At 40.6% G+C, this 26,320-nt stretch carries 22 protein-coding genes; 13 read left to right on the top strand and 9 right to left on the bottom strand.

The features are described 5' to 3' along the window. Window positions 1-12: 12 nt before the first annotated feature. The 7 genes from cmk (at window position 13) to QL984_RS03410 (ending at window position 5,486) form a co-directional block, all read left to right on the top strand. Window positions 13-723 (top strand): (d)CMP kinase, encoded by a 711-nt coding sequence (cmk, locus tag QL984_RS03380; protein ID WP_016899929.1) that lies wholly within the window; start codon window positions 13-15, stop codon window positions 721-723. Between the two features lie 95 nt (window positions 724-818). Next, the gene (gene rpsA / locus QL984_RS03385) at window positions 819-2,486 is read left to right on the top strand and encodes a 30S ribosomal protein S1 (protein WP_002961176.1); all 1,668 of its coding nucleotides are present in this window, start codon (window positions 819-821) and stop codon (window positions 2,484-2,486) included. 67 nt (window positions 2,487-2,553) lie between these two features. Then, window positions 2,554-2,841: an integration host factor subunit beta gene (ihfB, locus tag QL984_RS03390; protein WP_008114744.1), complete on the top strand. Its 288-nt coding sequence runs from the start codon at window positions 2,554-2,556 to the stop codon at window positions 2,839-2,841. 21 nt (window positions 2,842-2,862) lie between these two features. Next, a complete protein-coding gene (locus tag QL984_RS03395) occupies window positions 2,863-3,144 on the top strand; it encodes a LapA family protein (protein ID WP_008114742.1) in 282 nt (93 codons plus the stop codon). Between the two features lie 2 nt (window positions 3,145-3,146). Then, window positions 3,147-4,283: a lipopolysaccharide assembly protein LapB gene (gene lapB, locus QL984_RS03400; protein ID WP_138764097.1), complete on the top strand. Its 1,137-nt coding sequence runs from the start codon at window positions 3,147-3,149 to the stop codon at window positions 4,281-4,283. 33 nt (window positions 4,284-4,316) lie between these two features. Next, complete coding sequence (gene pyrF, locus QL984_RS03405) at window positions 4,317-5,021, top strand: orotidine-5'-phosphate decarboxylase (protein WP_028835277.1); 705 nt, start codon at window positions 4,317-4,319, stop codon at window positions 5,019-5,021. Window positions 5,022-5,111: 90 nt separating this feature from the next. After that, window positions 5,112-5,486, top strand: a complete 375-nt coding sequence (locus QL984_RS03410; RefSeq protein ID WP_016899933.1) for a hypothetical protein — start codon at window positions 5,112-5,114, stop codon at window positions 5,484-5,486. 55 nt (window positions 5,487-5,541) lie between these two features. Here QL984_RS03410 and QL984_RS03415 read toward each other — a convergent pair whose 3' ends face one another. Further along, on the bottom strand, window positions 5,542-6,372 hold the full coding sequence (locus QL984_RS03415; protein ID WP_138764098.1) for a S1-like domain-containing RNA-binding protein: 831 nt from the start codon (window positions 6,370-6,372) through the stop codon (window positions 5,542-5,544). Between the two features lie 2 nt (window positions 6,373-6,374). Next, window positions 6,375-7,697 carry a DEAD/DEAH box helicase gene (locus QL984_RS03420; RefSeq protein ID WP_138764099.1) on the bottom strand — a complete coding sequence of 441 codons (1,323 nt, stop codon included), beginning with the start codon at window positions 7,695-7,697 and terminating at the stop codon, window positions 6,375-6,377. A gap of 205 nt (window positions 7,698-7,902) precedes the next feature. On the opposite strand from QL984_RS03420, the gene QL984_RS03425 reads away from it, so the two are divergent. Then, the gene (locus tag QL984_RS03425) at window positions 7,903-8,910 is read left to right on the top strand and encodes a rhodanese-related sulfurtransferase (RefSeq protein WP_028835275.1); all 1,008 of its coding nucleotides are present in this window, start codon (window positions 7,903-7,905) and stop codon (window positions 8,908-8,910) included. A 56-nt stretch (window positions 8,911-8,966) separates the two neighbouring features. Here QL984_RS03425 and QL984_RS03430 read toward each other — a convergent pair whose 3' ends face one another. Then, complete coding sequence (locus QL984_RS03430) at window positions 8,967-9,404, bottom strand: hypothetical protein (protein WP_016899934.1); 438 nt, start codon at window positions 9,402-9,404, stop codon at window positions 8,967-8,969. A gap of 221 nt (window positions 9,405-9,625) precedes the next feature. On the opposite strand from QL984_RS03430, the gene QL984_RS03435 reads away from it, so the two are divergent. The 4 genes from QL984_RS03435 (at window position 9,626) to QL984_RS03450 (ending at window position 16,412) form a co-directional block, all read left to right on the top strand. Next, window positions 9,626-10,642: an efflux RND transporter periplasmic adaptor subunit gene (locus QL984_RS03435; protein ID WP_138764100.1), complete on the top strand. Its 1,017-nt coding sequence runs from the start codon at window positions 9,626-9,628 to the stop codon at window positions 10,640-10,642. Between the two features lie 2 nt (window positions 10,643-10,644). Next, entirely contained in the window at window positions 10,645-13,725 is a 3,081-nt protein-coding gene (locus QL984_RS03440) for an efflux RND transporter permease subunit (RefSeq protein WP_138764101.1), read from the top strand. Window positions 13,726-13,811: 86 nt separating this feature from the next. Beyond that, the gene (locus QL984_RS03445; protein ID WP_016899937.1) at window positions 13,812-15,707 is read left to right on the top strand and encodes a putative nucleotidyltransferase substrate binding domain-containing protein; all 1,896 of its coding nucleotides are present in this window, start codon (window positions 13,812-13,814) and stop codon (window positions 15,705-15,707) included. Between the two features lie 3 nt (window positions 15,708-15,710). Next, complete coding sequence (locus QL984_RS03450; protein WP_013464886.1) at window positions 15,711-16,412, top strand: 3'-5' exonuclease; 702 nt, start codon at window positions 15,711-15,713, stop codon at window positions 16,410-16,412. Between the two features lie 78 nt (window positions 16,413-16,490). On the opposite strand, the gene QL984_RS03455 is transcribed toward QL984_RS03450, so the two are convergent. From QL984_RS03455 to pxpB, 4 genes are all read right to left on the bottom strand, one after another. Further along, window positions 16,491-18,071: a BCCT family transporter gene (locus QL984_RS03455; RefSeq protein ID WP_013464887.1), complete on the bottom strand. Its 1,581-nt coding sequence runs from the start codon at window positions 18,069-18,071 to the stop codon at window positions 16,491-16,493. A gap of 799 nt (window positions 18,072-18,870) precedes the next feature. Next, a complete protein-coding gene (asnB, locus tag QL984_RS03460) occupies window positions 18,871-20,535 on the bottom strand; it encodes an asparagine synthase B (protein WP_028835272.1) in 1,665 nt (554 codons plus the stop codon). Window positions 20,536-20,830: 295 nt separating this feature from the next. Continuing rightward, window positions 20,831-21,772 (bottom strand): biotin-dependent carboxyltransferase family protein, encoded by a 942-nt coding sequence (locus tag QL984_RS03465; protein ID WP_138764102.1) that lies wholly within the window; start codon window positions 21,770-21,772, stop codon window positions 20,831-20,833. Next, a complete protein-coding gene (gene pxpB / locus QL984_RS03470) occupies window positions 21,769-22,425 on the bottom strand; it encodes a 5-oxoprolinase subunit PxpB (RefSeq protein WP_138764103.1) in 657 nt (218 codons plus the stop codon). Before pxpB ends, QL984_RS03465 begins: the two co-directional genes overlap by 4 nt. Before the next feature lie 178 nt (window positions 22,426-22,603). On the opposite strand from pxpB, the gene msrA reads away from it, so the two are divergent. After that, window positions 22,604-23,890: a peptide-methionine (S)-S-oxide reductase MsrA gene (gene msrA / locus QL984_RS03475; RefSeq protein WP_138764104.1), complete on the top strand. Its 1,287-nt coding sequence runs from the start codon at window positions 22,604-22,606 to the stop codon at window positions 23,888-23,890. A 643-nt stretch (window positions 23,891-24,533) separates the two neighbouring features. On the opposite strand, the gene QL984_RS03480 is transcribed toward msrA, so the two are convergent. Next, a complete protein-coding gene (locus tag QL984_RS03480) occupies window positions 24,534-25,412 on the bottom strand; it encodes a LysR family transcriptional regulator (protein WP_013464894.1) in 879 nt (292 codons plus the stop codon). Window positions 25,413-25,659: 247 nt separating this feature from the next. Then, on the bottom strand, window positions 25,660-26,316 hold the full coding sequence (locus tag QL984_RS03485; RefSeq protein ID WP_013464895.1) for a 3-oxoacid CoA-transferase subunit B: 657 nt from the start codon (window positions 26,314-26,316) through the stop codon (window positions 25,660-25,662). Window positions 26,317-26,320 lie beyond the last annotated feature (4 nt).

Below are 26,320 nucleotides of genomic sequence, written 5' to 3' on the forward strand. Positions count from 1 at the left end.
AGGAGGTTTTAAATGCCGGCGTTATTAATGCCCGTAATCACCGTAGATGGCCCAAGTGGTTCTGGTAAAGGAACTGTTTGTCGCCTATTGGCTGAAAAATTAGGCTGGGATGTGTTAGATAGCGGAGCAATTTATCGCGTACTATCACTTGCAGCACTTCATCACCAAATTGCGTTAGATAACGAAGAAGCACTTGTCCCACTAGCTGCAAATCTTGATGTGCAGTTTTTGATAGACAGTGACACTAATGCAGGAAAGATTATTTTAGAAGGCGAAGATGTCACCACCACTATTCGAAATGAAGAAGTGGGTGCTGCAGCGTCGAAAGTGGCCGCATTGCCGCGTGTTCGAGAAGCGTTGCTTCGCCGCCAGCGTGCGTTTAGAACAGAAAACGGTTTAATTGCCGATGGCCGCGATATGGGCACTGTGGTATTTCCAGATGCGCCATTAAAGATATTTCTAACCGCAAGTGCAGAAGAACGTGCTCGCAGACGTTTTGTTGAGTTGAATGAGCGCGGGCTTGATGTTACACTAAGTGGTCTATTACAGGACATTCAAGCACGTGATGATCGCGATATGAATCGCGCCGTTGCGCCGCTTGTACCTGCAGAGGATGCGATTGAGCTTGATACTAGCGAACTCAACGCACAGCAAGTCTTTGATAAAGTTATAACTTTATTAGATGCGAGCATCTCAGAAGGTAAGCTTCCTAAACGAAGCTAAATACATTTTATGCACCAGCAGGATGCCAGTGCTATTTTAACAACCCCATGCAGCATGGTTGCTTATTGGTATTAATATATGAGACGTATATTCGTATGTCAGAAAATTTTGCGCAGTTATTTGAAGAAAGCTTAAAGGGTTTTGAAGCAGAGCAAGGCTCTATCGTTAAAGGTACAGTAATCTCAATCGAGAACAACATTGTACTTGTAGATGCTGGTCTTAAATCAGAAAGTGCTATCCCTGCAGAGCAGTTCAAAAATGCTGCTGGTGAACTAGAAGTTGCTGTTGGCGACGAAGTAGATGTTGCACTAGATGCAATCGAAGACGGTTTTGGTGAAACTATCCTTTCTCGTGAGAAAGCGAAGCGTCACGAAGCGTGGATCCGTCTTGAGAAAGCATGTGAAGAGCAAGAGACTGTTACTGGTGTTATCAACGGTAAAGTTAAAGGCGGTTTCACTGTTGAAGTTGATTCAATCCGTGCTTTCCTACCTGGTTCACTTGTTGATGTTCGTCCAGTACGTGACACAACTCACCTTGAAGGCAAAGAGCTTGAATTTAAAGTAATCAAGCTTGATCAAAAACGTAACAACGTTGTTGTTTCACGTCGTGCAGTTATCGAATCAGAAAACTCACAAGAACGTGAAGAGCTTCTTGCTAACCTTGTTGAAGGTCAAGAAGTTAAAGGTATCGTTAAGAACCTTACTGACTACGGTGCATTCGTTGACCTTGGTGGTGTTGATGGTCTACTACACATTACTGATATGGCGTGGAAGCGTGTTAAACACCCTTCAGAAATCGTTAATGTTGGCGACGAAATCGCAGTTAAAGTTCTTAAATTCGACAAAGATAAAACTCGTGTATCTCTAGGCCTTAAACAGCTTGGCGAAGATCCATGGGCAGCTATCGCTGGTCGTTACCCAGAAGGTTCTAAACTTTCTGGTCGTGTAACTAACCTTACTGATTACGGTTGCTTCGTAGAAATCGAAGAAGGCGTTGAAGGTCTAGTACACGTTTCTGAAATGGATTGGACTAACAAGAACATCCACCCTTCAAAAGTTGTATCACTAGGTGACACTGTTGAAGTTATGGTTCTTGAAATCGACGAAGAACGTCGTCGTATTTCTCTTGGTCTTAAGCAATGTATTGCTAATCCTTGGCAGGAATTTGCTCGTCTACAAAACAAAGGCGACCAAGTTACTGGTAAGATCAAATCAATCACTGACTTCGGTATCTTTATCGGTCTTGACGGTGGTATTGATGGTCTTGTACACCTTTCAGACATTTCTTGGAACACACCTGGCGAAGAAGCTGTACGTGAATTCAAGAAAGGCGACGAAATCACTGCTATCGTATTGCAAGTTGACCCAGAGCGTGAACGTATCTCTCTAGGTGTTAAGCAAATCGAAGCTGACCCATTCAATAACTACCTTGATGCAAACAAAAAAGGTGCTATTGTTAAAGGTAAAGTGACTGAAGTTGATGCGAAAGGCGCAACTGTTGAACTTATCGAAGGCGTTGAAGGTTACATCCGTGTAGCTGATATCGCTCAAGAGCGCGTTGAAGATGCAACTACTGTTGTTTCTGTAGGCGACGAGATTGAAGTTAAATACGTTGGTGTTGATCGTAAGAACCGCACTTTAAGCTTATCTGTTAAAGCTCTTTTCGAAGCAGAAGAGAAAGAAGTACTAGAGAAGCTTAAGAAAGAAGAGCCAGTGTTTGAAAACGCAATGGCAGCTGCTTTCGCAAATGCACAAAAAGACTAATTAATTATAGTCTTTTAATTGGAAGGGCAGTTTATGCCCTTCCACTATTTCTTTTTAAGGAAACGCTATGACTAAGTCAGAACTGATAGAAACACTTGCTGAACAACATTCACATATTCCTGTGAAAGATGTTGAGAACGCTGTTAAAGAAATTCTTGAACAAATGGCCGGCTCATTATCTTCTTCAGATCGTATTGAGATCCGAGGTTTTGGAAGTTTCTCTTTGCATTACCGTGCGCCTCGTACAGGCCGTAACCCTAAAACAGGTGAAACTGTAGAGTTAGATGGTAAGCATGTACCTCATTTTAAACCAGGCAAAGAACTACGTGACCGTGTAAACGAGAGCATTGCTTAGTAAACTTATTGGAGTAGTTACTTGTTCAAGGTATTAAAAATTATTCTGGCGGCACTTTTTTTAATTGGTGCGTTTGTATTGGGTTCTCAAAATCCACAATTAACACAAATTAACTACATAATAGCCAGTAATACATTACCTTTAGCCGTTATAATAAGTATCTGCTTTTTGCTAGGTGTTGTAGTGGGTTGTTTTGTGAGTTTTAAATTGTTCACGCAATTAAAGTGGCAAAATTACCGTTTAAAAAAGCAATTAACGCCTGAAAAAGATAATAAAAAGCGTATTGCCAACAAAGACACCTAATTATGATTGAGCTGTTGTTTTTACTGCTTCCCGTTGCTGCCGGTTATGGTTGGATCATGGGGAAAAACAGTGCAAAAAATCAGGCTCATCAGTTTAATCGTCAAATTACTTCTGAGTACAGTAAAGGCTTAAAGTTTTTACTGGATAGAGAAGAAGATCAGGGGCTTGAGCATTTAATTAATTTGCTCGAAGTAGCTGCTGACTCTGTTGAACATTATTCAACACTGGCCACCATGTTTCGCCGTCGTGGTGAGCTCGACCGCGCAATAAAAATTCACGAACTACTGCTAAAACACCCAAGTCTTAACGAAAAACAAGCCGCAAATAGCCGTTTAGAACTAGCCGAAGATTATATTATGGCTGGCTTATTAGACAGCGCAGAAGAACATTTAATATGGCTGGTAAAAAATAGCCATGCAGATGCACTCGATCCTATCATTTCTTTATATTCACAAACCCGTGAATGGGAAAAAGGCATTAATATGTTTGAAGCGCATACTGAGCTTTTTTCAAAAGAACAACACTTTAAAGCCATCGCTAATTTTTACTGTGAGCATGCCATTGCCAGTAATAACCCACAACTTATGCGTAAAGCCATTAGCTTAAACTTTAAAACAATTAGGCCTTTATATGAGTTTGGACTGTCAGCTTACACCAAAGAAGATTACGTAAAAGCAATTTACTATTGGCGAGAATTAATCTGCCAATTTACTTTTTTTGCGCCATTGTTTATTGAAAAGTTAGCTCACAGCTATAAGCAATTAAAATTAACTCACCAATTTCATGAACTCATTACTGAGTTACTAGAAAAGGGTGGGGTGATGATAAAAATACAGCATTGCCAAGCCTTGCTTGAGCAAGGACACACTGAACAAGCCTTTGAATTTTTGACTGATAATTTAAAACGTCAACCCACTATTCGTGGCTTTAGTTTTTTATTACAGTTAATGAGTACAGAAAATAAAAATACAAAAGACGTGCTTAATCAAATCGATAAACTTGTTACTTCTTACATTGCCACTAAACCTGACTTTCAATGTCAGCATTGTGGCTTTACTAGCTACACCATTTATTGGAATTGCCCTTCATGTAAACACTGGGAAACCATTGTGCCTAGCAGAGGCTTAGACGGATTTTAATCTTTATACTTTTCGCTCACTAGTAGGATAGTTATGTCTTTCGAAAAATCAAAAAAAATTCTTATCGCGCTTGATTATGATGATCAGCAAACTGCTTTAGCATTTGTAAAACAGTTATCACCAGATACCTGTCGATTAAAAGTGGGCAAAGAAATGTTTACTTATTTTGGTCCTGCATTTGTTAAAGAATTGGTCGATTTAGGTTTTGATGTATTTTTAGATTTAAAGTTTCACGATATTCCAAACACCGTTGCTAAAGCGGTGACTGCTGCGGCTAAAATGGGTGTATGGATGGTCAATGTACATGCATCGGGCGGTTATGAAATGATGCATAAAGCTAAACAAGCACTCGAGCAGTTTGGCGATAAAGCGCCATTACTGATTGCGGTAACTGTATTAACCAGCATGGACGAAGCTGAACTTGAGCGTTTAGGTATAACTAAATCACCCCAAGAGCAAGTTATGCATTTAGCTAAATTAACAAAGCAAGCAGGACTTGACGGTGTTGTTTGTTCCGCGCAAGAAGCGAAAAGTTTAAAGGCTGCTTTAGGGAAAGAGTTTAAATTAGTTACGCCAGGTATTCGCCCAGCGGGAAGTGATGCAGGCGATCAAAAACGTATTATGACACCTAAAGAAGCGATTGAAGCGGGTAGTGACTATTTAGTGATTGGGCGTCCGATCACTCAGGCACAAAACCCTGTAAAAGTACTAAATGATGTAAATGAATCAATAGCTTAAATTAAAAATTAGCATAATTGAGTGTAGTTCCTTACAACTGCTTTTCTTTGTGCTACATTTAAATTATGGGTGTGCAGTGAGGGATTTGCTTTGCGTATAATAATATTTTTAGTTGTAATTATCATTAGTGGCTTTGCTGTTAATAAATATGTTTTTTCAACTAAAATGTATGATGATGTTTCAAACGTTACTGACTTGGTATCTGGTTACCCCGTTGATTTATTCAAGTTTAAAAAAATTGCTCAAAATTATGCCCAGCATCTGTGTTACACCAATGAAGGTGTGTTAGCAGGAATAGATGTTAGCAGCAGAGACTGTGTTGCGACACATGATGAAATGCAAAATGAGTGTACAGAAAAAGTTTTTAGGCTAGCGCCGTTAAATCTAGATTCTAAAAAAGAATTAATTGAATACTCAAATGAATATTCTCGCTGTACCTTACCTTATAAAAATATTAGGTTATAAATTTCAGATACTAAAAAGCCACTTAGGTTTAAAACTTAAGTGGCTTTTTATTTAATTATTTTAAACGAATAGACTTAGCTTCAATATCAATTAAGCCTTGTTTAAATAAACCGCCAATGGCTTTTTTGTAATTTGCTTTGCTGGTCGAAAACACTTTTTTAATTAATTCAGGATCAGACTTATCGCCTATGGCTAAAATGCCACCCTCATCCTTTAGTTTTTCCATTATTTTTTCACCAAGCTCGCTTACTTTACCCATGCCTGGTTTTTCAAGTATGACGTCAATTTTTCCGTCTTCACGTACTTTTTGAATAAATCCTTTTAGCTTTTGACCAACAAACAGGTTTTTAAACACCATGTTATAAAACACGACGCCAAAATGGGACTCTTCAATAAGCACCTTGTAACCAATATCAGTTTTGCCTGCAACAATTAAGTCAACTTCTTGTAAGTGACTATACTGAGGCTCATCTTTTGATAAAAAACGGTTAAAGTTAGTTGAGGCACAAATACGCTGACTGGCGTTATCAAGATATAAACGCACTAAATATGAGTAGCCTTCTTGCATACGTGGTTTTTGTTCATTAAACGGTGCGAGTACGTCTTTTTCTAAGCCCCAATCTAAAAACGCGCCTATGCTGTTTATTTCTTTTACACGCAGTAGGGCATATTCACCCACTTGAGCATGCGGCTTTCTAGTTGTGGCTGTTGGCAGGTTTGCATTATCTAAAAATGTGAATACACTGATGCTATCGCCGGCTTCAAGCTCATGTTTTATTTCATGTTTAGGTAAAAAAACTTCACCTAAGTCGTGCCCATCTAAATAGGCACCTTCGTTGCTGACTTCTTTAACAAAAAGGGTTTGGGTGGTTCCTAGGTAACTCATAATTATTCCTGCTCAGGCTTTTTTTTACGACGCATCGGGGTATCACCATCAATATTAAGAGGTGCTTTAATTGGGGCCGTTGGCTTTTTCGGTTTTGCTTTTCGTTTTGGCTGTGGCTTATTCGCGGTCACTGCTTTTTTAGTCGGTTTAATTGGCGCTACTTTTTTCTCTTTAATACCTTTAAATTTCGCTTTTAAACCCTCAACAGCAGCAAACGATAATTCATCATTTAAAAATGATTTTATTGCCAAGTAACTTGCCCAATCTTTAGGGCCCACAAGTGATAATGCGTTACCTTTAAAACCAGCACGACCAGTTCTACCAATACGATGAACGTATTCTTCTGCGTGTTTTGGTAAATCAAAGTTAATAACATGGGTAACACTGAGTAAATCTAAACCGCGCGAAGCAACATCTGTAGTAATTAAAATTTTAAAGTTTTCACGGCTAAACGCATCCATAATATCAAGGCGCTTACTTTGAGTTAAATCCCCAGCTAATGCGACAGATTTAAAGCCTTTACTATTTAATGATTCACTTAAACGGCTGGTATCAGCTCGTGTGGCAGTAAATATAATGCACTGGCCAACGTTATCTTGATTTAAAAAGTGCTCAAGCAGTGCTTCTTTATGATCAAGATGGTCAGCTAAATACAGTGTTTGTTTAATATCACTGTGTTGCTCATTGGCTGCACTGAGCATAATCTGTTTTGGTTTTTTTAATAAATTACGCGATAACGCATCAACTTGAGCATGATCTAATGTCGCCGAAAACAACAAAGTTTGACGAAGACGATGATCGGCCAGTTCATTAATTAATTTAAGTTGATCGGTAAAACCTAAATCTAAAATACGGTCAGCTTCATCAAATATAAGTAACTCTAGGCCACTTAATTGTAATGAACGTTGCTTTAAATGATCGGCTAAACGCCCCGGTGTGGCGACCACAAAGTGAGGGTCGTTACGCAGTGCTTTAATTTGGTCGTTAAAATTTTCGCCACCGAGGATTTTAACGGCCTTTATGTTGGTACCGGCAATAAGTAATCGAAGTTGAGTAAAAACTTGGGTCGCAAGCTCACGAGTTGGAGCAACAATAAGTACACGAGGATCACGTTTACTGAGTGCTTTTTGTTTCATTACACGCTGCACAGCCGGTAATAAAAACGCTAAAGTTTTGCCTGACCCAGTTTTTGACTGAGCGAAAATGTCATGTCCCGCCAGCGCCGTTGGCACAGCATGGGCTTGAATATCTGTAGGCTGGGTGATCCCTTGGTGCGCTAATTGTGTTTCTAGGCGAGTATCAATCCCAAGTTCAGTAAAGTGCAATGTATGTTTCTCCAATATGAGCAAGTCTGTATAAATTTATCAGCGCATTATAGCCCACTGAGCTACTGCGCTAACAGTAAAAAGCGCATTATCATCCATTTTTTTGCATTTAAATAAAAAAAGCGTAAAATACGCGCCCCATATGCGCCGGATTTACGATTCGGTAAACGCCCCTTGCGGGTTTTAAAAGCAAAATAGGAATACCATGACTGCTGTCCATAAAGATAATGTAACCAGCGAACACTTTGTTGTGTGCGCTCTGTATAAATTTGTTTCTCTACCGGATTTTGAAGCACTTCGCCAACCTTTACTTAATGTAATGGAGCAAAACGAAGTACGAGGCACTTTATTAATTGCCGCAGAGGGGATTAACGGTACTGTCTCTGCAAAACGTGAAGGCATAGATAATTTACTTGCGTGGTTAGACACCCAACCAAATTTAGACAACATTGTTACCAAAGAATCATTTGATGACGAATGCCCGTTTTACCGCACAAAAGTTAAGCTGAAAAAAGAAATTGTGACTATGGGTGTTGAAGGCGTAGACCCATTAAAAGTAGTGGGCAGTTATGTTAAGCCACATGAATGGAATGCCCTTATTTCTGATCCAGAGGTGATCCTTGTTGATACCCGTAATGATTACGAAATTGAAATTGGTACGTTTCAAAACGCAGTAGACCCAAACACTAAAACGTTCCGTGAATTTCCTCAGTGGGCCAAAGAAAACCTAGACCCATCAAAACATAAAAAAGTAGCCATGTTTTGTACTGGTGGTATTCGCTGTGAAAAATCAACAGCCTATATGAAAGAGCAAGGTTTTGATGAGGTATATCACCTTGAAGGCGGCATATTAAAATACCTAGAAGAAGTGCCAAAAGAAGAAACCATGTGGGAAGGCGAGTGTTTTGTATTTGATAACCGTGTAGCGGTAAATCATGACTTACAAAAAGGCTCATACGATCAGTGTCATGCATGTCGCATGCCTATCACAGAAGAAGAAAAGCAAAAGCCAGAATACATGGAAGGGGTGTCGTGTCACCACTGTATTGACAATGTAACCGATGAACAACGCGCTCGCTTTGCAGAGCGCCAAAAGCAAATAGAGCTTGCTCAAGCGCGCGGTGAAGGCCACATTGGTAACGAAGCACAAGCTGTTTTACAACAACGTAAAGAAGCTAAAAAAGCGCAAAAAGACGCACAGCGAAATAAATAAGCGGTACTTTTTGTTTGTACGTTATTAATAAAAACCTCAGTTTCAACTGAGGTTTTTTATTTTATACTCTTTTCACAATTGCTTGTATCTGTAGTAGAGAGCGTGACCTTGTTGGCAGCATTGACGAGCACACATTTTGTGTTTTTATCGAGCTTTTTCTTTTGAATAACGGTAAATTTACCTTCATCAGCAGCATATAGATTATACTGATACGCGGTGTTGCCCCCTTCAAATAAAGCAGTAAATAATCCACCGACTAATCCACCAACAATGGCGCCGCCAATCATTTCTTCTTTATTGCCATCTAAGCTATCTACAAAGCCAAACCCCGCACCAGCAGCTATTCCAGTTCCCACTTCTGAGGAGAGTGTTACTTTTTGTATTGATTCAACAGACGCATAATAACGTTTAACAACTTGATTTTGATCTGCCCGATCAATCCCTGGTGATGCACAGCCTGATAGCAAGATCACCATAATTAAACTCTTTTTCATAAATGTTGCCTTTATTAAAAATATTGATGAGCTAAATCATAGTCATAAATGTAATTTAAATATGTGTGGATTTTGTATGCTGCTGTAAAAATATGTAGAGTGGCTAACATGCTTAATTTCAGCTTATTGTTTTGCTAATTTGTCGTACTTAGCTATTTATTGATCATAGAGCTGTTAAACTGCGTAACATAATGCAAATAATAATTAATTAGGGTGATCCTTTGAAATCGCGAATTCTTTTTACCAGCGTATTTTTTTCTTTAATGTCGTTAAGTTTATCTGTAAAGAGTGCCAATGTCGTGGTGGAGCAGGTAGCGATGGAACGTGCTAAAGAGCAAGTTCAGGCTGTCGGTAACGCCGAAGCAATTCATTCGGTTATTTTATATCCGGCTGTGGGCGATAAAGTAACGGCGGTGCATTTTAAACCGGGTGATAGCGTAAAGGCCGGTGATGTGTTACTCGAACTTGATTCACGCAGACAAAAAGCGGCACTTGAAGAGGCAAAAATAAAACTTGCTGACACCCAAAGAACCCTCGCACTTTTAAAGCAAAGCCAAGCAAAAGGGGCTGTGCCACAAAGTGATGTGGATGATGCAAAAACAGTTGTTGAATTAGCAAAAGTGACCCTTACCCAAGCAGAAACAGAATTTGAAGACCGCCAAGTTCGTGCGCCTTTTAACGGCACTATGGGACTTACCGACGTTGAAGTGGGTGACAGAATTACTCCCCAAACGGCGATTGCAAGTATTGATGATACGCGTGCTTTATATATAAACTTTAACGCCCCAGAATCGGCCGTTTATATGCTGCGCAATAAAGGCAATGTAAAAGTATTCCCTTGGCAGTCACAAAATGCTGTAAACGCAAAAATTGCTTATCTAGATTCACGAATAGACCCACAAACCCGCACCTTACGTGTAAAAGCGGAGCTTGAAAACCTGCAGCAAAAGTTCTTACCCGGCATGAGTTTTCGTGTTCATATTGAAGTAGAAGGGCAACGTTTTGCTGCTGTACCTGAGGCGGCATTACTGTGGGGAGCAACAGGCCCTTACGTTTGGACAAGTGTTGATAAAAAAGCCACTCGAATTGATGTGAAAATTGAACAGCGCCTTGCTGGTCGTTTATTAGTTTCGGGGGCTTTAAAAGAACAAGATAACTTAGTGGTAGAGGGCGTACAACGCTTACGTGCGAACCAAGAGCTAAGCTTCTCAGCGCCAATCGCTAATACGCAGGAGTAGCCATGAAACAGCAACCTATGATGCAAGACTTGCCATCAATGGCTATTCGCCGCCCAGTGCTTATTGTGGTACTGAATTTACTGATTATTATTGCCGGAATTGCCGCCATAGCTGGCGTAGAAGTTCGAGAGCTTCCAGATGTAGACAGACCCCGTATTACTGTATCAGCCTCGTTCCCTGGTGGTTCACCTGAAACCGTTGATACCGAAGTTACCAGTAAACTTGAAGGTGCCGTGGCCCGCGTGAGCGGTGTTAAATCGATTCGTGCACAAAGTGAAGAAGGTAATTCACGCATTGTGGTTGAATTTAGACCGGGTGTTAATCTTGACGACGCCGCGAATGAAACGCGTGAGTCCGTTGCTCGAGTGCAAAGAGAGCTCCCTGAAGAGGTAGAGCGCGTTTCTATTATTAAGGCTGATAACGACGCTGAAGCGGTGGTTTCATTAACAGTATCAAGTGAAAGCTTATCGTTAGAGGCTTTAACAGAGCGGGTTGATGTTGACTTAGCGCCGCAGTTTTTAACTATTCCTGGCGTTGCCGACGTACGATTAAACGGCGATAGAGAACGTGTGCTCAGGGTTCGCATTGATCCATTAAAGCTCAGCAGTTTTAATTTAACGATTCCAGATGTTGCCGATGTACTCAGGCAAGCCCCCTTTGATGTGCCTGCAGGGAGTTTAAAATCAAACGATCAGCAAATAATAGTGCGCGCTGATGCAACGTCTGTTACCCCCGCACAGGTGGGCGACATTATAATCCAGGGCGATACTCGCATTAGCGATATTGCTGCCGTGTACTTTGGTCCGGCCGATCCGCGCTCTATGGTAAGACTTAATGGTAAACCTGTTATTGGTATGGAAATTATTCGCCAAGCACAGTCCAACACTATCGAAATTTCTGATGAAGTACTCAACCTTATAGAGGGGATGCGGGAGCGCTTTCCTGAGATGGAGTTTACGCTAACATCAGATGACGCGCAGTTTATTAGAAGCTCAGTAGATGAAGTGATTAACTCATTGGTACTGACGGTACTGCTAGTGATCATCACCTTGTGGGTGTTTATTGGCTCATGGCGTGCAACATTAGTCCCAGCATTTGCCATTCCTGTTGCGCTTATAGGTTCATTAGCACTGATATGGGCACTTGGGTTTTCAATTAATATTTTAACCTTATTAGCACTGGTATTAGCGACAGGATTAATTGTTGATGATGCAATTGTAGTGAGTGAAAACATTCAACGCCAGCGAGGGTTAGGCCTTGGAAGGCGTGCCGCAGCGGTTGTTGGTACCCGCGAAGTATTTTTTGCCGTTATTGCCACCACTGCAGTATTAGCGGCTGTGTTTGTACCCATCGCATTTTTACCCTCTACAGCAGGGCGTTTATTTAGGGAGTTTGGTGGCGTACTAGCTGGTGCGGTAATTATATCTAGCTTTGTTGCTTTATCGTTAGTACCGGCGCTCACCTCAAAACTAAAGCTTAAGCAAGGTGGTTTTCACCCCTTTGCGAAATTTGGTAACGTGCTTGCCAATATTTATACCAAAACAATTCATAAAGTACTGGATCATGCGTGGGTTACCTTTATTGTTTGTTTATTAGTTGCAGGCGGTTCGGGTGCTTTGTATATGAGTTTAGATAACGAACTGCTCCCTACTGAAGATCGCGGTAAAATTAGAATATTTGCCCGCGGACCTGATGGCGTAGGCTTAAACTTTATGGATAGACAAGCCATTAAAATGGAAGATACCTTATTGCCTTTCGTTGAAAGTGGTGAAATTGAGTCTATTTACACTGTTGTTGGGCAATGGGATCCCAATATTGTGTTTATTACTGTGCCATTAAAGCATTGGGATGAACGTAACTTTAGCCAACAAGAAATTATTAATAAAATTCGCCAGCCTTTAGGCAACATCCCAGGCGCACCAGCTTACCCTGGTGGGGCAAATAGCTTAAATTTACGTGGCCAAGGTGGCGGCATAGAAATCGCTTTACTTGGACAAGATTATCTTGAAATATTTAAGGCTGCACAGCAGTTCTCAGCTGATCTTGAAAAAGCCGTGCCAGAAGTTGCGCCGGTAAGAGTATCGTATCAGCCATCGCAGCCGCAATTGCGTGTTAATATTGACAGACGACGCGCAGAAGAACTTGGCGTGTCTTTAAGTGATATCGCAATTACATTAAGAGCCGCTATTAATGGTGACGATATCGCTGATTTAAACATTGGCGATCAATCTATTCCTATTATGCTACAGGCACAAAATCAAACTATTAACGACTCAAGTGATTTAGCAAACTTGTTTATTAGAGCTCGTAATAATCAATTGGTGCCGCTCAGTAGTGTCGCTAACATTTCAGAGGAAGGGGTTGCTGCCGAGCTTGAGCGTCATGCTCAGCGCCGTGCCATAGAGCTCAGTATGGAGCTGCCTGAGGGCTTAACAATTGCCACCTTAGTGGAACAAATAAAGCAAGTGTCTGAGCAATCATTACCAGCAGGTATTACTCTTGCATTTAAAGGGGAAGCACTGACATTTGAAGAAACCTCCAACGAAGTATTAATGACCTACGTATTGGCATTTTTAATTGTGTTTTTAGTACTTGCGGCGCAATTTGAAAATGTTAACAGTGCAATCGTGGTAATGATCACTGTACCATTTGGGATTACATCGGCCATTCTAGCGCTGTATTTAACCGGTACCTCACTGAATATTTACTCGCAAATAGGCCTAGTGATGTTAATTGGGTTAATCGCTAAAAATGCAATTTTATTGGTCGAGTTTGCTGATCAATTAAGAGATCAGGGGCTGAGTGTTCGAAAAGCGGTTGAACGAGCTGCATTGGTACGTTTAAGACCAATCACCATGACCTTAATATCGACCTTACTCGGTGCGTTACCCCTCATTATGTCAACAGGTGCCGGAGCAGAAGCACGTAATGCCATTGGTTGGGTGGTATTTGGTGGACTTGCGTTAGCAGTATTGTTTACGCTTTACTTAACACCGGTGATTTATTTAGGATTAGCTCGCTTTACCAGTCCTCGTGGCGATGAGTCAAAGCAATTAGCCCAAGAGCTGGAGCAACTTGACTAACTAATTACGCTAATTGGCTATTTTTCTTTGAAAAAATAGCCAATTAAGCCCACAATTCAACTAGATTAAAGCCACAAGGATCACCCATGCAGGCCGAGCAAGTTGAAATAGCCCAATTTTTAGTTGAACACCCCCCCTTTGATACGCTTGAGAGCGAGGCACTAAACGAACTAGCAATGCAAATTGAAGTTGCTTATTTTCGTGCGCAAACTGATATTTTACATTTAGGCCAAGATATTAGTGACTTATATATTATTCGTAGTGGCTCGGTTGAAATTTCACGTCGTAATGGCGAGCTCTATAATCGTTTAGCCACAGGCGGCATTTTTGGCCAAATGGGCCTATTGATGAACCGCAAAGTGCGCTTTCCGGCTCGAGCCCTAGAAGACACCTTAACCTATTGTATTAACGTTAATACCTTCAACGAATATTGTGATAAATACGAAACCTTTGCCGATTTTTTTGAAGTGGATGGTAACGTACGTTTGCACCAAGCCATTGTAGAGCAAGCCGACAGCAATGATTTAACCACCGCGAAAGTGAAGTCATTATTACACCGTGATGTGGTCACAGTAACAATGCAAACTGCTATTCAAGACGTCGCATTTTTAATGACGCAAGAATCGGTCTCTTCAGTGTTAGTTACCGACATAGAAAAACAAATAAGCGACGACCCAGAAGAAGACGACGGTCAAGTTGTTGGGATCATAACCGACAGAGATATTCGCACTAAGGTGGTTGCCCAAGGGTTAACATATGATACACCCGCCAAAGAAGTAATGACATCAAGCTTAGTACTACTTGATAGCAACGCCTATGTGTTTGAAGCCGTATTAGCCATGCTAAGAGATAACTTACATCATTTACCTGTGGTACATAAAAAACGGCCTATTGGGGTAATATCGCTGTCTGACATTTTACGTTATGAATCACAAAGTAGCTTACTGTTAGTACGCGGTATTTTAGCGCAGCAATCAGTTGATGACTTAGTTCATTACGCGCGCCAATTACCTAATGTATTTGTACGTATGGTTAATGAAGATGCAAATTCGCATATGATAGGAACCGCTATGGCGGTCATAGGCCGTACCTTTAAACAGCGTTTGTTAGCACTGGCCGAAGAAAAATTTGGCGAGCCGCCTATTCCTTATTGTTTTATAGCCTTAGGCTCAATGGCCCGCGATGAGCAGCTAATTGTGACTGATCAAGATAATGCTCTCATTTTGGATAATAGTTTTGATGAAGCACTGCACGATGAGTATTTTCAAAACCTATCAGATTTTGTGTGTGATGGTTTAGCTAAATGTGGCTATACCTATTGTGACGGTGAAATTATGGCGTCGTTTAAAAAATGGCGTATGACCCGTACACAATGGAAAGAAAAATTTGCTAGTTGGATGGCCGAGCCGAAACCGCAAGCACTGCTTAATAGTTCGATATTTTTTGACTTAGATGGTGTATGGGGCAAGCTAAAATGGGCCGATGAGCTTAAAACGCTGGTGGCCAAAGAAAGCAAAGTAAACAAACGCTTTTTAGCGAACCTTGCTGCCAATGCCCGCAATAGAACGCCGCCACTAGGATTCTTTAACGGTTTTGTGCTTGAGCATAATGGCCAGCATAAGCGGTCAATGAACTTAAAACGCCGTGGTACGGCGCCGCTATCTGATGTGGTGCGCGTGCACGCCTTAGCGGTTGGCTCACGTAAACAAAACTCCTTTGAGCGCTTAGAAGATATTATAGAGGCAAATTTACTGCCTAAAGGTAAAGCACAAGATTTACGTGATGCGTTTGAGTATATTGCCACAGTGCGTATTCGTCATCAGGCGTGGCAAATAGAGCAGGGTGAAGCCCCTGATAACGATCTAGACCCCCATTTACTTTCACCCTTTGAGCAAAGTAATTTAAAAGAAGCCTTTGCTATTTTAGAAAAAGCGCAAAGCTTTTTAAAATTTAGCTATTCTGCGCACCCGGGTGTGAAATAAGTTATGGCTAAATCACCGTTAGATTGGTCACAGCGCTACGAGCAGTTATTGCAAACTGCGCAAAACCCGTTACTTAAAGACTTTTATCAACAAGCGTTTACCAATCAGGCTGCTCCACTTAAAGATGTCCCTTTTGTGGCGCTCGACTTTGAAACAACCGGCCTTGATGCGAATAGCGATGATATTGTTAGTGTGGGGCTGGTGCCTTTTAATGTAAATCGTATTTATTGTAAAGAGAGCCGTCACTGGGTGGTGCAACCACGACGAGATTTAAGTGAAGAGTCAATAGTTATTCATGGAATTACTCATTCAGAAGTGGATGAAGCCCCTGATCTTAATCGAATTTTAGCGCCACTGCTTGATGCCCTTAAAGGCAAAGTGGTGGTGGTACATTATGCTGCAATAGAACGTCATTTTTTTTATAACGCGCTACTTATGCGTATAAAAGAGGGCATTGAGTTTGCACTAGTTGATACGATGGAAATAGAAAGGCGGGCGCTTAAAGCGCGACAGGGGTTATTAGGCAGGCTGTTTAATTCAAAGCTAGGATCACTTAGGTTAAGTGATACACGGGAGCGTTATTCATTGCCACTGTATCAAAACCATAATGCGCTTACTGATGCACTAGCCACTGCCGAGCTGCTGCAAGCGCAGCTAAGTTACCACTATAGATCAGACACGCCAGTGAGTGAAATTTGGCTTTAGCTATTGAAGCATTACTGTTAAAAATAGAGCACAAAAAAAGCCGCAATTTGCGGCTTTTTTATTATGGAATGTGTTGTGTTATTTAACTGGGCGAGGCTCAGTTCGTAAACCTAAAATTAAGCTTACACACATCAATAACAATACAATGGTAAATGGCAGACCGGTTGATATAGCCCCCGCTTGCAGTGCTTCAATCGCTTGAGTGCCACCAATCCAAAGTAATGCAGCAGCAATAGCACCCTCAACAGACGCCCAAAAAATACGCTGTGGTACCGGCGCATCAATCTTACCACCTGCTGTGATTGAATCGATTACAAGTGACCCTGAATCAGAAGAAGTAATAAAGAATACCAGTACTAAAACAATAGCAATGAAAGATAAAACGTTTGCCATTGGCATTTCATCAAGCATTTGGAACATCGCCATAGGCACACTTGTTAAACCGTCAGTTCCTAGGGCACCAATTCCATTAACTACTTGGTCAATTGCGATGCCGCCATAAATAGACATCCATAAGATAGTGACTGCTGTAGGAATAAGTAGTACAGCGGTTAAAAACTCACGAATTGTACGACCACGTGAAACACGGGCAATAAACATACCTACAAACGGTGACCACGAAATCCACCAAGCCCAATAAAATACTGTCCATCCATGCATCCATGTTTCATCTTCACGACCATGTGGGTTACTTAACGGAATAATGTTTTCTACATAGCCCATTACCGTGTTTGGTATATTACCCATAGATACAGCAAAACCAACTAAACATACAAATACCAGTAGCACTAAAGCAATAAGCATATTGACGTTACTTAGTAGCTTAACGCCACCATCAATGCCTCGAATAACTGAGACAATGGCTAATAACGTCACCCCTGTAATAACCAGAATTTGTGAACCTACGCCACCTTCAAGGCCAAATACGTGGTTAATACCCGCTGAAGCTTGTTGAGCACCTAATCCTAAAGACGTTGCCAAACCAAATAAGGTCGCAAGCACAGCTAAAATATCGATTATATGCCCCGGCCAGCCCCATGCTTTATCACCTAAAATAGGGTAAAAAATTGAGCGTATAGAAAGCGGTAAGCCTTTATTGTATGTGAAAAACGCTAAAGAAAGCGCGACAACCGCATAAATAGCCCAAGGATGAAGACCCCAGTGGAACATAGTTGCGCCCATTGCAAGCTTTGCTGCTTCTGGGGTGTTGGCAGCCACATTAAGCGGTGTTTCATACCAGCCGGTGTAATAAGCCACCGGTTCAGCAACTCCCCAAAACATTAAGCCAATACCCATACCTGCTGCAAATAACATTGCCAGCCAAGAAATACGAGAGTGAGATGGTTTAGCATCGTCGCCGCCTAAACGGATATTGCCGTAAGGCGAAAAAATTAAAACTAAACAAAAAATAACAAAGAAGTTAGCAGCCCACATAAACAGGCCGTCAAAATTATTAATAATATCGGTTTTAATACCATCTAGCGTTGTTTTAGCAACTTCGGCATCAGATACTAATACGGCAATTAAAAACAGCGCTATTAACCCTGCACTTATTCCGAATACAGGGTTATGTATATCAAACCCCCATTTTTGCACGTTGTCTTGACCTACGGTGTAGTCCGTATTGTCAATACTGTACTTGTCATGATTCTCGCTCATGCAATACCTCATTGGTTAATGAAACAGGCTGGCTTAATGCCAGTTTTTTATAGTTCACTGTATTCGTCTTATTAGATTCTTTGCCAAAGCTAATAACACGAATAATTAGAAGACTAACTAATTTAATTGCCCATCATACCTTTACTGCTAGGGGAGTTAAATATTAAATACGAAAGAATTAACACTTTGCTAAAATTTTGAGCTGATTTTGTCTTTTTATTGTACATGTCTGGTCGCTAAGAAAATGAAAACTAACGCGTTAGCACTTTATTTTATAGTCGTAAATAGCAATGAATGCAAAAGCTAAGTTAATGAATGTTCATATTAATAGGGCGTATAAACAGATAAATCACTTAATTGGATACGCTAAAAGCGTACTCTGATTTTTAAAACTAAGAGTAATTTGTTAAATGGGCTTTTTTATGACTTTTTAATTACATTTTTATAGCTTTGGATTTTTAGCCAAGGGGAGGTTAATAGAATCAGCAATGAAAATAGCGATGTTAAAGTAGTTTTTATAAAAAGGTAGCATACTTATTTTGCAGTTTAAACTAATTTGCTTTCTCATTTATTTTGAGTCTTAACAGATTAACTCACAAAGAGGGTAAAGAGACGCTGCGCTTTTAGAGAAGTAACAAAGCCACATAATTAAACAAAAATGATGAGGCATAATGGCTTTTACTTTCTCATTTTTTTCTCATTCACTTCTCTCAGTGCAATAAGCATTTTAAGAAAATTACGCACAAAGACACCAAAAAAAGCTGCAGCTCTAACACTGCAGCTTAGGATGGTTAAATTTTTATTTGTACGCTTCGTTATGAACGCCCGCAGCGCGCCCTGATGGATCGGCATTATTTTGAAATGATGCATCCCATGCAAGTGCTTCTGGGGTTGAACACGCAACTGATTTACCATGTGGTACACACTTAGCCGAGGCATCGCCTGGGAAGTGCGACTCAAAAATACTGCGGTAAAAATACGCTTCTTTAGAGTCTGGCGTGTTAATTGGGTATTTAAATTTGGCATTCGCCAATTCTTGATCCGTTACTTGCTCATTAACAAACTCTTTTAAGGTATCTATCCAGCTGTAGCCAACGCCATCAGAGAATTGCTCTTTTTGACGCCATAACACTTCATCTGGGAGGTAGCCGTCGAAGCCTGCACGTAAAATGTGTTTTTCAATTTTGCCGTCTTTACACATTTTAGCTTCAGGGTTAATGCGCATTGCCACATCAACAAACTCTTTATCTAAAAATGGTACGCGTGCTTCAACGCCCCAAGCGGCCATTGATTTGTTGGCACGTAAACAGTCAAACATATGGAGCTTTGAAACTTTACGGTTCAGCTCTTCATGAAATTCTTGTGCATTAGGCGCTTTATGAAAATATAAATAACCGCCAAATAATTCATCTGCACCTTCACCTGAGAGCACCATTTTTATACCCATGGCTTTGATTTGACGGGCCATTAAGTACATTGGAGTTGATGCACGAATGGTGGTTACATCGTAAGTTTCAATGTGGTAAATCACTTCTTTAAGTGCATCAATACCTTGTTGAATAGTAAAGATAATAGGGTGGTGAATAGTCCCTATCATATCAGCTACTTTTTGCGCTGCGGCTAAATCGGGGGAGCCTTCTAAACCCACCGAAAAGGAATGCAGTTTAGGCCACCAAGCATCACTTTCATCGTTATCTTCAATACGTTTTGCAGCAAAGCGTTGGGTAATAGCGGAAATAACCGATGAATCTAAGCCACCCGATAGCAATACGCCATAGGGTACGTCACACATAAGCTGGCGCTTAACCGCCGCTTCCAATGCATCTTTTACATCTTCTGCTTTGGCATCGTTGTTTTTAACAGCGTCGAAGCGTTGCCAATCACGTTGATAGTAAGGGGTTAATTTGCCGTCTTTGCTGTACAGGTAATGCCCCGGCGGAAACTCTTCAATGTACTTACAAATAGGTGAGAGCGCTTTGAGCTCTGACGCTACATAAAAGTTACCGTGCTCATCGTGACCTGTGTACAGTGGAATAATACCAATGTGATCGCGACCAATTAAGTACGCGTCTTGCTCTTCGTCATATAAACAAAAAGCAAAAATACCATTTAAGTCATCTAAAAATGCCGGCCCTTTTTGTTTATACAGGGCTAAAATCACTTCACAATCTGACTGGGTTTGAAAATCAAAGTCGACCTCTAAGTTAGCGGCCAGCTCTTTGTGGTTATAAATTTCGCCATTAACCGCTAAAATATGGGTTTTTTCTGGGTTGTAAAGGGGTTGAGCACCGCTTGATACGCCAACAATGGCTAAGCGCTCATGCACTAAAATTGCTTTATCAGATGAATATACACCAGACCAATCTGGCCCACGATGACGTAACAGTTTAGACATTTCGATTGCCTGAGTGCGTAACTGGCTGGGATCCGATTTAATATCGAGTACACCAAAAATTGAACACATAATTTTTCCTCATTCCTATTAAGTGCCTACGATAGCGAGTTTGCTAAAGACTAACCTTGTTTTATCAGAAATAAATAACTAAGTCACACGGCTTTTTTAAATTAATAAGAATAATTTATGCACCAAACAAGTTACTGGTGCACCAACATGGTGAGGTTGATAGTGTGATAGCAACTGATTGTACAATTTTTAATTTAAAACAGGCAGGGTTTAGCATTTAATGCTCATGAAAATTTATATTTGCACCAAGTGGGTGCAAATATAATCATTAAGAAAACAGCGTTATCGTATTATGTTAATTAGCCCAATAGCGATTTAAACTCAGTTTAAGCTGAAATAGATGCGCATCGAGTTTACTTTTTGCCGCGGTTGCTTGTTCAAGCGTTACAAACTCAAAAGTAATAGAATCGGCGGTTCTAAACTGAGCAAACTGATGTAAATCCGCCTCTATTACATGGCCTATCAATGGGTAGCCCCCCGTTGTTTGTGCATCATTTAACAGCACAATTGGGTTGCCATCAGGTGGGAGTTGCACGCTTCCCGGTGCTACCGCGAGTGAGTGCAGTGAGAGCGAGTGTTGCATTATTTGGCTGTTATTATGATCTAAGCGTACTCCCATTCGATTACTATTCGGGTTAATAGTAAATGAGGTGGTACAGAAAGCGTTTATACACTCAGGTGTAAGTAGTTCATGATGTGGGCCTTGATGTAGCCGAATAACTTTTCGTTTAGGCGGTGTTAATGCACCTTTATTGCATAGCCAAGGCTGAGTATATGGGGTTATTTTTATAATATCGTCGCTTTGTAATGCTCGGCCATTAAAACCACCAATGGCTGCCCCTAAGTCGGTTGATTTAGAACCCATAACTTCAGGGCATTCAATTCCACCTTTTACGGCAATGTAAGCTCTGGAGCCACCGCGTCCTGTATCAAATTTAAGTGTTTGTTTTGCTTTTACCGGATAACTCCACCCGGGGTAAACGGCTTGAGCGTCAAGTTTAGCGTTTAAGTCGGCTCCATGCAGAGCAATGACGGTATCGCACTCAAATTGCAATTCACATAACCCAACGGTGAGTTCAAGTACGGCATCGTTATCGTGATTATTTACTAAGCGATTGGCAATAATGTGCGCATAGGCGTCTAAGCTACCCGAGCGGCTAACCCCTAAATGACGAAAACCCACACGGCCTAAATCTTGGATTGTAAGCTGTATACCGGGTTTGATTACTTTAATCATTGTTTACTCCTTTTAACAGGCACAAATTCAAGGGTGTCACCGGGTTTAAATAAACAAGGGTTTGAGGCGGTTGCATCAAATAAACAGGCATCAGTATGAGCAATAATATGCCAGCCACCAGGTGAGTTTTCAGGATAAATGCCTGTTTGGTCTGCCCCAATCGCAATCGCGCCTTTAGGAACACTGACTCGTGGGTTATCACGCCTTGGGGTAAACAGTTGAGAATTGAGCCCATGTAAATAAGGAAAACCGGGCACAAAACCTAAAAACAACACATGGTAAATTTCTTTACTGTGTAAGTTAATTACCTCATCTATTGTTAGCTTGTGATAATTAGCCACATAGTTTAAATCCTCACCTTGATAATAGGTGTCTATTTTATGATGCTGACTTTCAAAGGCGTAATCATCAACCTCATCCCATAGTTTGGTTAAGGTGTTTTGCCATTGATGTAAATTACTGGCTGATTTTAAATACAAGGTTAATGAGTTCATTCCGGGGACTAAATCTATAAACTCATTGGTGTTTTTACAATACTGTGACAGCGCCCATAGTTTTTTTTGCGTCGCAAGTATGTGTTCTTCGCTGTAGTGAGAAACATCAAAAAGCAGACTAGAATTTGTTAATATTTTTATACTTGGCAAAGTGCTCATACAGATAACTTATTAATATTGTTTGTATTTAAGCTATCACAGTCGTTGTGCTATTACGATATTAATAGACAAACTCGGATCGATTAAATTCCCGTCTTCGTAAAGTTTTATTGAGTGTGAAATTTATTGTTGAGTTTACAGGTCTGCTCAAAGGTAACTAAAACTAAGAGGTCATCGTATGTTTAAGCGGGTAATACTATCGGCGTTTGCCATTGTGGGCTTACTAAGTGCAATGAGTGCTATATCGTCAGATGAAATAATCAAACCAACTGATTTAGATGCAACCATGCATGTTGAAAAAATAGTGCTGGGTTCGGGCTGTTTTTGGGGTGCAGAAAAACGCTACGAAGCACTTAATGGTGTGTTAGACGCTGAATCGGGTTACGCCGATGGCCGGGGGTTTAAGCCAACCTATAGAAATATCACTAAGTTATCCCGTCGCTTTGATGAAGATAATTACGCCGAAGTGGTGCAGGTTACCTTTAATAGTAATATTATTTCAGCAAGAGAGCTGTTGCAAAATTACTATGAGAGCCACGATCCTACGCAAAAGAATCGTCAAGGTAATGATGTAGGCACGCAATATCGCTCTATTATTTTAACCACTACCGATCAGCAAGCGAGCATCGCAAAAGCGGTCACGAGTGAGTATCAGCAATTATTAAGTAAAGCCGATTATGGAAAAATAGTGACGCAAATAAAGCCACTTGAGCGCTTTTATTCGGCTGAAGAGTATCATCAAAATTACCTTGAAAAAAATCCAAACGGCTATTGCCCTGATCATTCAACCGGTGTTGTATTTACCCAAAGTGATAAACCTAAGGTAGATAATACTGCATTATTAAATGGCAAACAGATTGTCATTTTAGACTCGCAAAGTTATTGCCCTTACTGCGAAAAGTTTAAAGCGGCCGTTGCCAATGATTATAAAGGCACAATTCCAATGACTTTCCGCCATGCTGATCAGCTTGATGGGTTAACGATTAAATCGGCGACATGGGCTACATCTACCATATTATTTTTAGAAAATGGGGTTGAGGTCTATTCTCGCCAAGGCTACATGAACCCAGAGCAATTTTATAAAGCATTAGGTGCGTTTAAGCTTGGCAACAGTGAAGCTTATAAGGTGGCTTTTAATGCTAAAACCGACAGTCCTTACTGCAAAGAATATGCTATTTTTAAAAACACGCCCGATGGCATCTTTATTGATAAACTAAGCGGTGAGCCATTATTTGATACCCGCGATAGATTTAACTCAGGCACCGGTTGGCTTTCATTTACCCACCCAATAAAAGACAGTGTAACCCAACATGAAGATAATAGCTGGGGAATGCAGCGCATTGAGCTTAAGTCTAAAAGTACCGGTATTCACTTAGGGCATTTATTTCCGGGTGAGGGGCCTAGAGGGCAAGATAGATATTGTATTAATGCGACTGTTTTAGAATTTGTAGCCAGAAAACAGTAAATTTTAAGCAAAAAAAAGCAGCGATGATTAAGTAGATACTTAACGGTCGCTGCATTTCAATTGACAACATCTTCACACAACAAAGATTCGGGGGGGTTGTATTAGTACAAAACTAACTCTGGCTTATTGTTGTTGATGAGAATGAAAATAAAAACAACCCAAGCTCAGTCAGCACCGGACTTGAGTTGTTTTTTACACTGACAACATCTTCACACACAATAAAGATTCTTAAGTTTATTGGCGGGTGCAAGGGTAAAAATAAAAACAACTCAAGCTAAGTCACCACCGAACTTGAGCTGTTTTTTACACTGACAACATCTTCACACACAATAAAGATTCTTTTTTACTAGCTCGTTGTTACAAACTAATGAAATCTGATTTTGGTAACACGTTTTATATTTATTAGCGTGTTGCCGTTTGGTTGAGTTAACTTTAGAGCTTTTACTCAATTTCGACAAGCGATAAAAACAAAACTAATAAGTGAAAAAAACTAACTTATGGGGTTTTAGATTTTTACAATATGTAAAGCACTGATAAATAGATGCTTTTGTTGTTTTTCCGGTAGGGGGATTTTAAGAAATAAAAGTTGCACACTTTAAAATTAGCTAATAAGCGCTCAACAAGGAGCGCTTAATTGAATGTGCTATTTAGTTTGCCTAAAGGTGTTAATCACCCATTTCGCAAACAAATCGAGAGGGTGATTAGCGGTACTTGAGCCATGCTGAACTAAATAGTATTTGTCTTTTGTTGTTAGTGGTTGCTCAAACAGTTTGTAAAGCCATTGCTCATCCAGCCAGCTTTGGCTTATTGGTAAAGGAATAAGCGCGATGCCCATACCTTGCTGTGCAGCGCGTGCAACGCCAAACATACTATCTATTTGAATAATTTGTGCAGGGGAAAAGTCATCAATACCGACTTTTTCAGCCCACTGATGCCAAGCCCAAGGGCGTGCTTTATGCACAATAAGCGGCACTTGATTAAGCGCTTGGCAGTGATCGTTTTGCCACTGATCGAGCAGCTTTTTATTACACGCTGGAATATATTCTAAATTAAATAACTCAGTAGCCAGCCCATCAAGCGGTTTACTTGAAGATAAAATGATTGATAAATCACTTTGGCGAGTCAGCTCTTTGCGCGTTTTAAGGGTGTCCATGTGTAAATTAATATTAGGATGCTCACTCGTCCACTCACTGAGTTTTGGCATTAGCAATTCACTGGCAAAAAACTCGGGCAGGGTAATGGTTAAATTTACATTTTGTTGTAACTGACTAAATTCGGTAATGGTGCTTTCCAGCATATTTATAATGGGGTAAATCGCTTCAAAAAAGTTTTTTCCAGCTGGCGTTAAGCTTATGGAACGGGTTTGCCTTTGAAATAAATCAATGCCCAGCTGCTCTTCTAGCTGCTTTATTTGATGGCTGACCGCCGATGGCGTTAAATACAGCTCTTTGGCGGCATGTTTAAAACTTAAGCTTTTTGCGGCAAAACAAAAAGAGCGAAGGCCGCGAATAGGTGTTTGCATGGTATCCAATATAAAGTTATTTCAATCACCTTATTACAGGCAATTATTAAACCAAAAATAAAAGTTAACTATATCAGTTATTTAATTTTTTTATTAGGGCGAATTCACCTAAGTGGTGCGTTAAATTCTCACTATAGTGCAAAAACTAAAATAAAGGCAAAAAAAATCCCTCTTGCGAGGGATTTTGGGTAACTCAGCGCCATTGGCACTGGGAATGAGGTCGGTACAGGGTGAAATTGTGAGTAGTTTAAAACACCATCTCAGGAATATCACCGTCAACAAGCAATTTACCTGCCGTTTTACTAATAATTTCATCAACTGATACGCCTGGTGCGCGTTCTAGCAAATGAAATGCGCCGTCTTTAACTTCTAATACGGCTAAATCGGTTACTATTTTTTTAACACAGTTAACGCCCGTCAGCGGTAACGTACAGCTTTCTAATAATTTAGAATCGCCGTGTTTACTGGCATGGGTCATAGTAACAATAATGTTTTTTGCACCAGCAACTAAATCCATTGCTCCGCCCATGCCTTTTATTAATTTTTTAGGGATCATCCATGAGGCTATAGACCCGTTTTGGTCTACCTCAAATGCGCCCAGAACCGTTAAGTCTACATGACCACCCCGTATCATGGCAAAACTATCTGCACTATTAAATATAGCTGCACCGGTAGCTGCCGTCACGGTTTCTTTACCCGCGTTGATCATATCTGCATCTACAGTGTCTTTGGTTGGGTATTCACCCATACCTAATAGGCCATTTTCGGACTGTAGCATAACTTCTATGCCATCGGGTACATAGTTTGCGACGAGTGTCGGAATACCTATGCCTAAATTAACATAGTAGCCATCTTGTAGCTCTTGAGCGACGCGCATTGCGACTTGTTCACGTGATAATGCCATTTTA

It is taken from the genome of Pseudoalteromonas sp. APC 3495 (genome assembly GCF_030407645.1).
GTDB classification, from domain to species: domain Bacteria; phylum Pseudomonadota; class Gammaproteobacteria; order Enterobacterales; family Alteromonadaceae; genus Pseudoalteromonas; species Pseudoalteromonas tetraodonis.

Bases quoted from the DNA above. Each gene is read 5' to 3' on its own strand.
- cmk (WP_016899929.1), top strand. From the start codon at position 13: ATGCCGGCGTTATTAATGCCCGTAATCACCGTAGATGGCCCAAGTGGT.
- rpsA (WP_002961176.1), top strand. From the start codon at position 819: ATGTCAGAAAATTTTGCGCAGTTATTTGAAGAAAGCTTAAAGGGTTTT.
- ihfB (WP_008114744.1), top strand. From the start codon at position 2,554: ATGACTAAGTCAGAACTGATAGAAACACTTGCTGAACAACATTCACAT.
- lapB (WP_138764097.1), top strand. From the start codon at position 3,147: ATGATTGAGCTGTTGTTTTTACTGCTTCCCGTTGCTGCCGGTTATGGT.
- pyrF (WP_028835277.1), top strand. From the start codon at position 4,317: ATGTCTTTCGAAAAATCAAAAAAAATTCTTATCGCGCTTGATTATGAT.
- QL984_RS03415 (WP_138764098.1), bottom strand. From the start codon at position 6,372: ATGAGTTACCTAGGAACCACCCAAACCCTTTTTGTTAAAGAAGTCAGC.
- QL984_RS03425 (WP_028835275.1), top strand. From the start codon at position 7,903: ATGACTGCTGTCCATAAAGATAATGTAACCAGCGAACACTTTGTTGTG.
- QL984_RS03430 (WP_016899934.1), bottom strand. From the start codon at position 9,404: ATGAAAAAGAGTTTAATTATGGTGATCTTGCTATCAGGCTGTGCATCA.
- QL984_RS03440 (WP_138764101.1), top strand. From the start codon at position 10,645: ATGAAACAGCAACCTATGATGCAAGACTTGCCATCAATGGCTATTCGC.
- QL984_RS03445 (WP_016899937.1), top strand. From the start codon at position 13,812: ATGCAGGCCGAGCAAGTTGAAATAGCCCAATTTTTAGTTGAACACCCC.
- QL984_RS03450 (WP_013464886.1), top strand. From the start codon at position 15,711: ATGGCTAAATCACCGTTAGATTGGTCACAGCGCTACGAGCAGTTATTG.
- QL984_RS03455 (WP_013464887.1), bottom strand. From the start codon at position 18,071: ATGAGCGAGAATCATGACAAGTACAGTATTGACAATACGGACTACACC.
- asnB (WP_028835272.1), bottom strand. From the start codon at position 20,535: ATGTGTTCAATTTTTGGTGTACTCGATATTAAATCGGATCCCAGCCAG.
- QL984_RS03465 (WP_138764102.1), bottom strand. From the start codon at position 21,772: ATGATTAAAGTAATCAAACCCGGTATACAGCTTACAATCCAAGATTTA.
- pxpB (WP_138764103.1), bottom strand. From the start codon at position 22,425: ATGAGCACTTTGCCAAGTATAAAAATATTAACAAATTCTAGTCTGCTT.
- msrA (WP_138764104.1), top strand. From the start codon at position 22,604: ATGTTTAAGCGGGTAATACTATCGGCGTTTGCCATTGTGGGCTTACTA.
- QL984_RS03480 (WP_013464894.1), bottom strand. From the start codon at position 25,412: ATGCAAACACCTATTCGCGGCCTTCGCTCTTTTTGTTTTGCCGCAAAA.
- QL984_RS03485 (WP_013464895.1), bottom strand. From the start codon at position 26,316: ATGGCATTATCACGTGAACAAGTCGCAATGCGCGTCGCTCAAGAGCTA.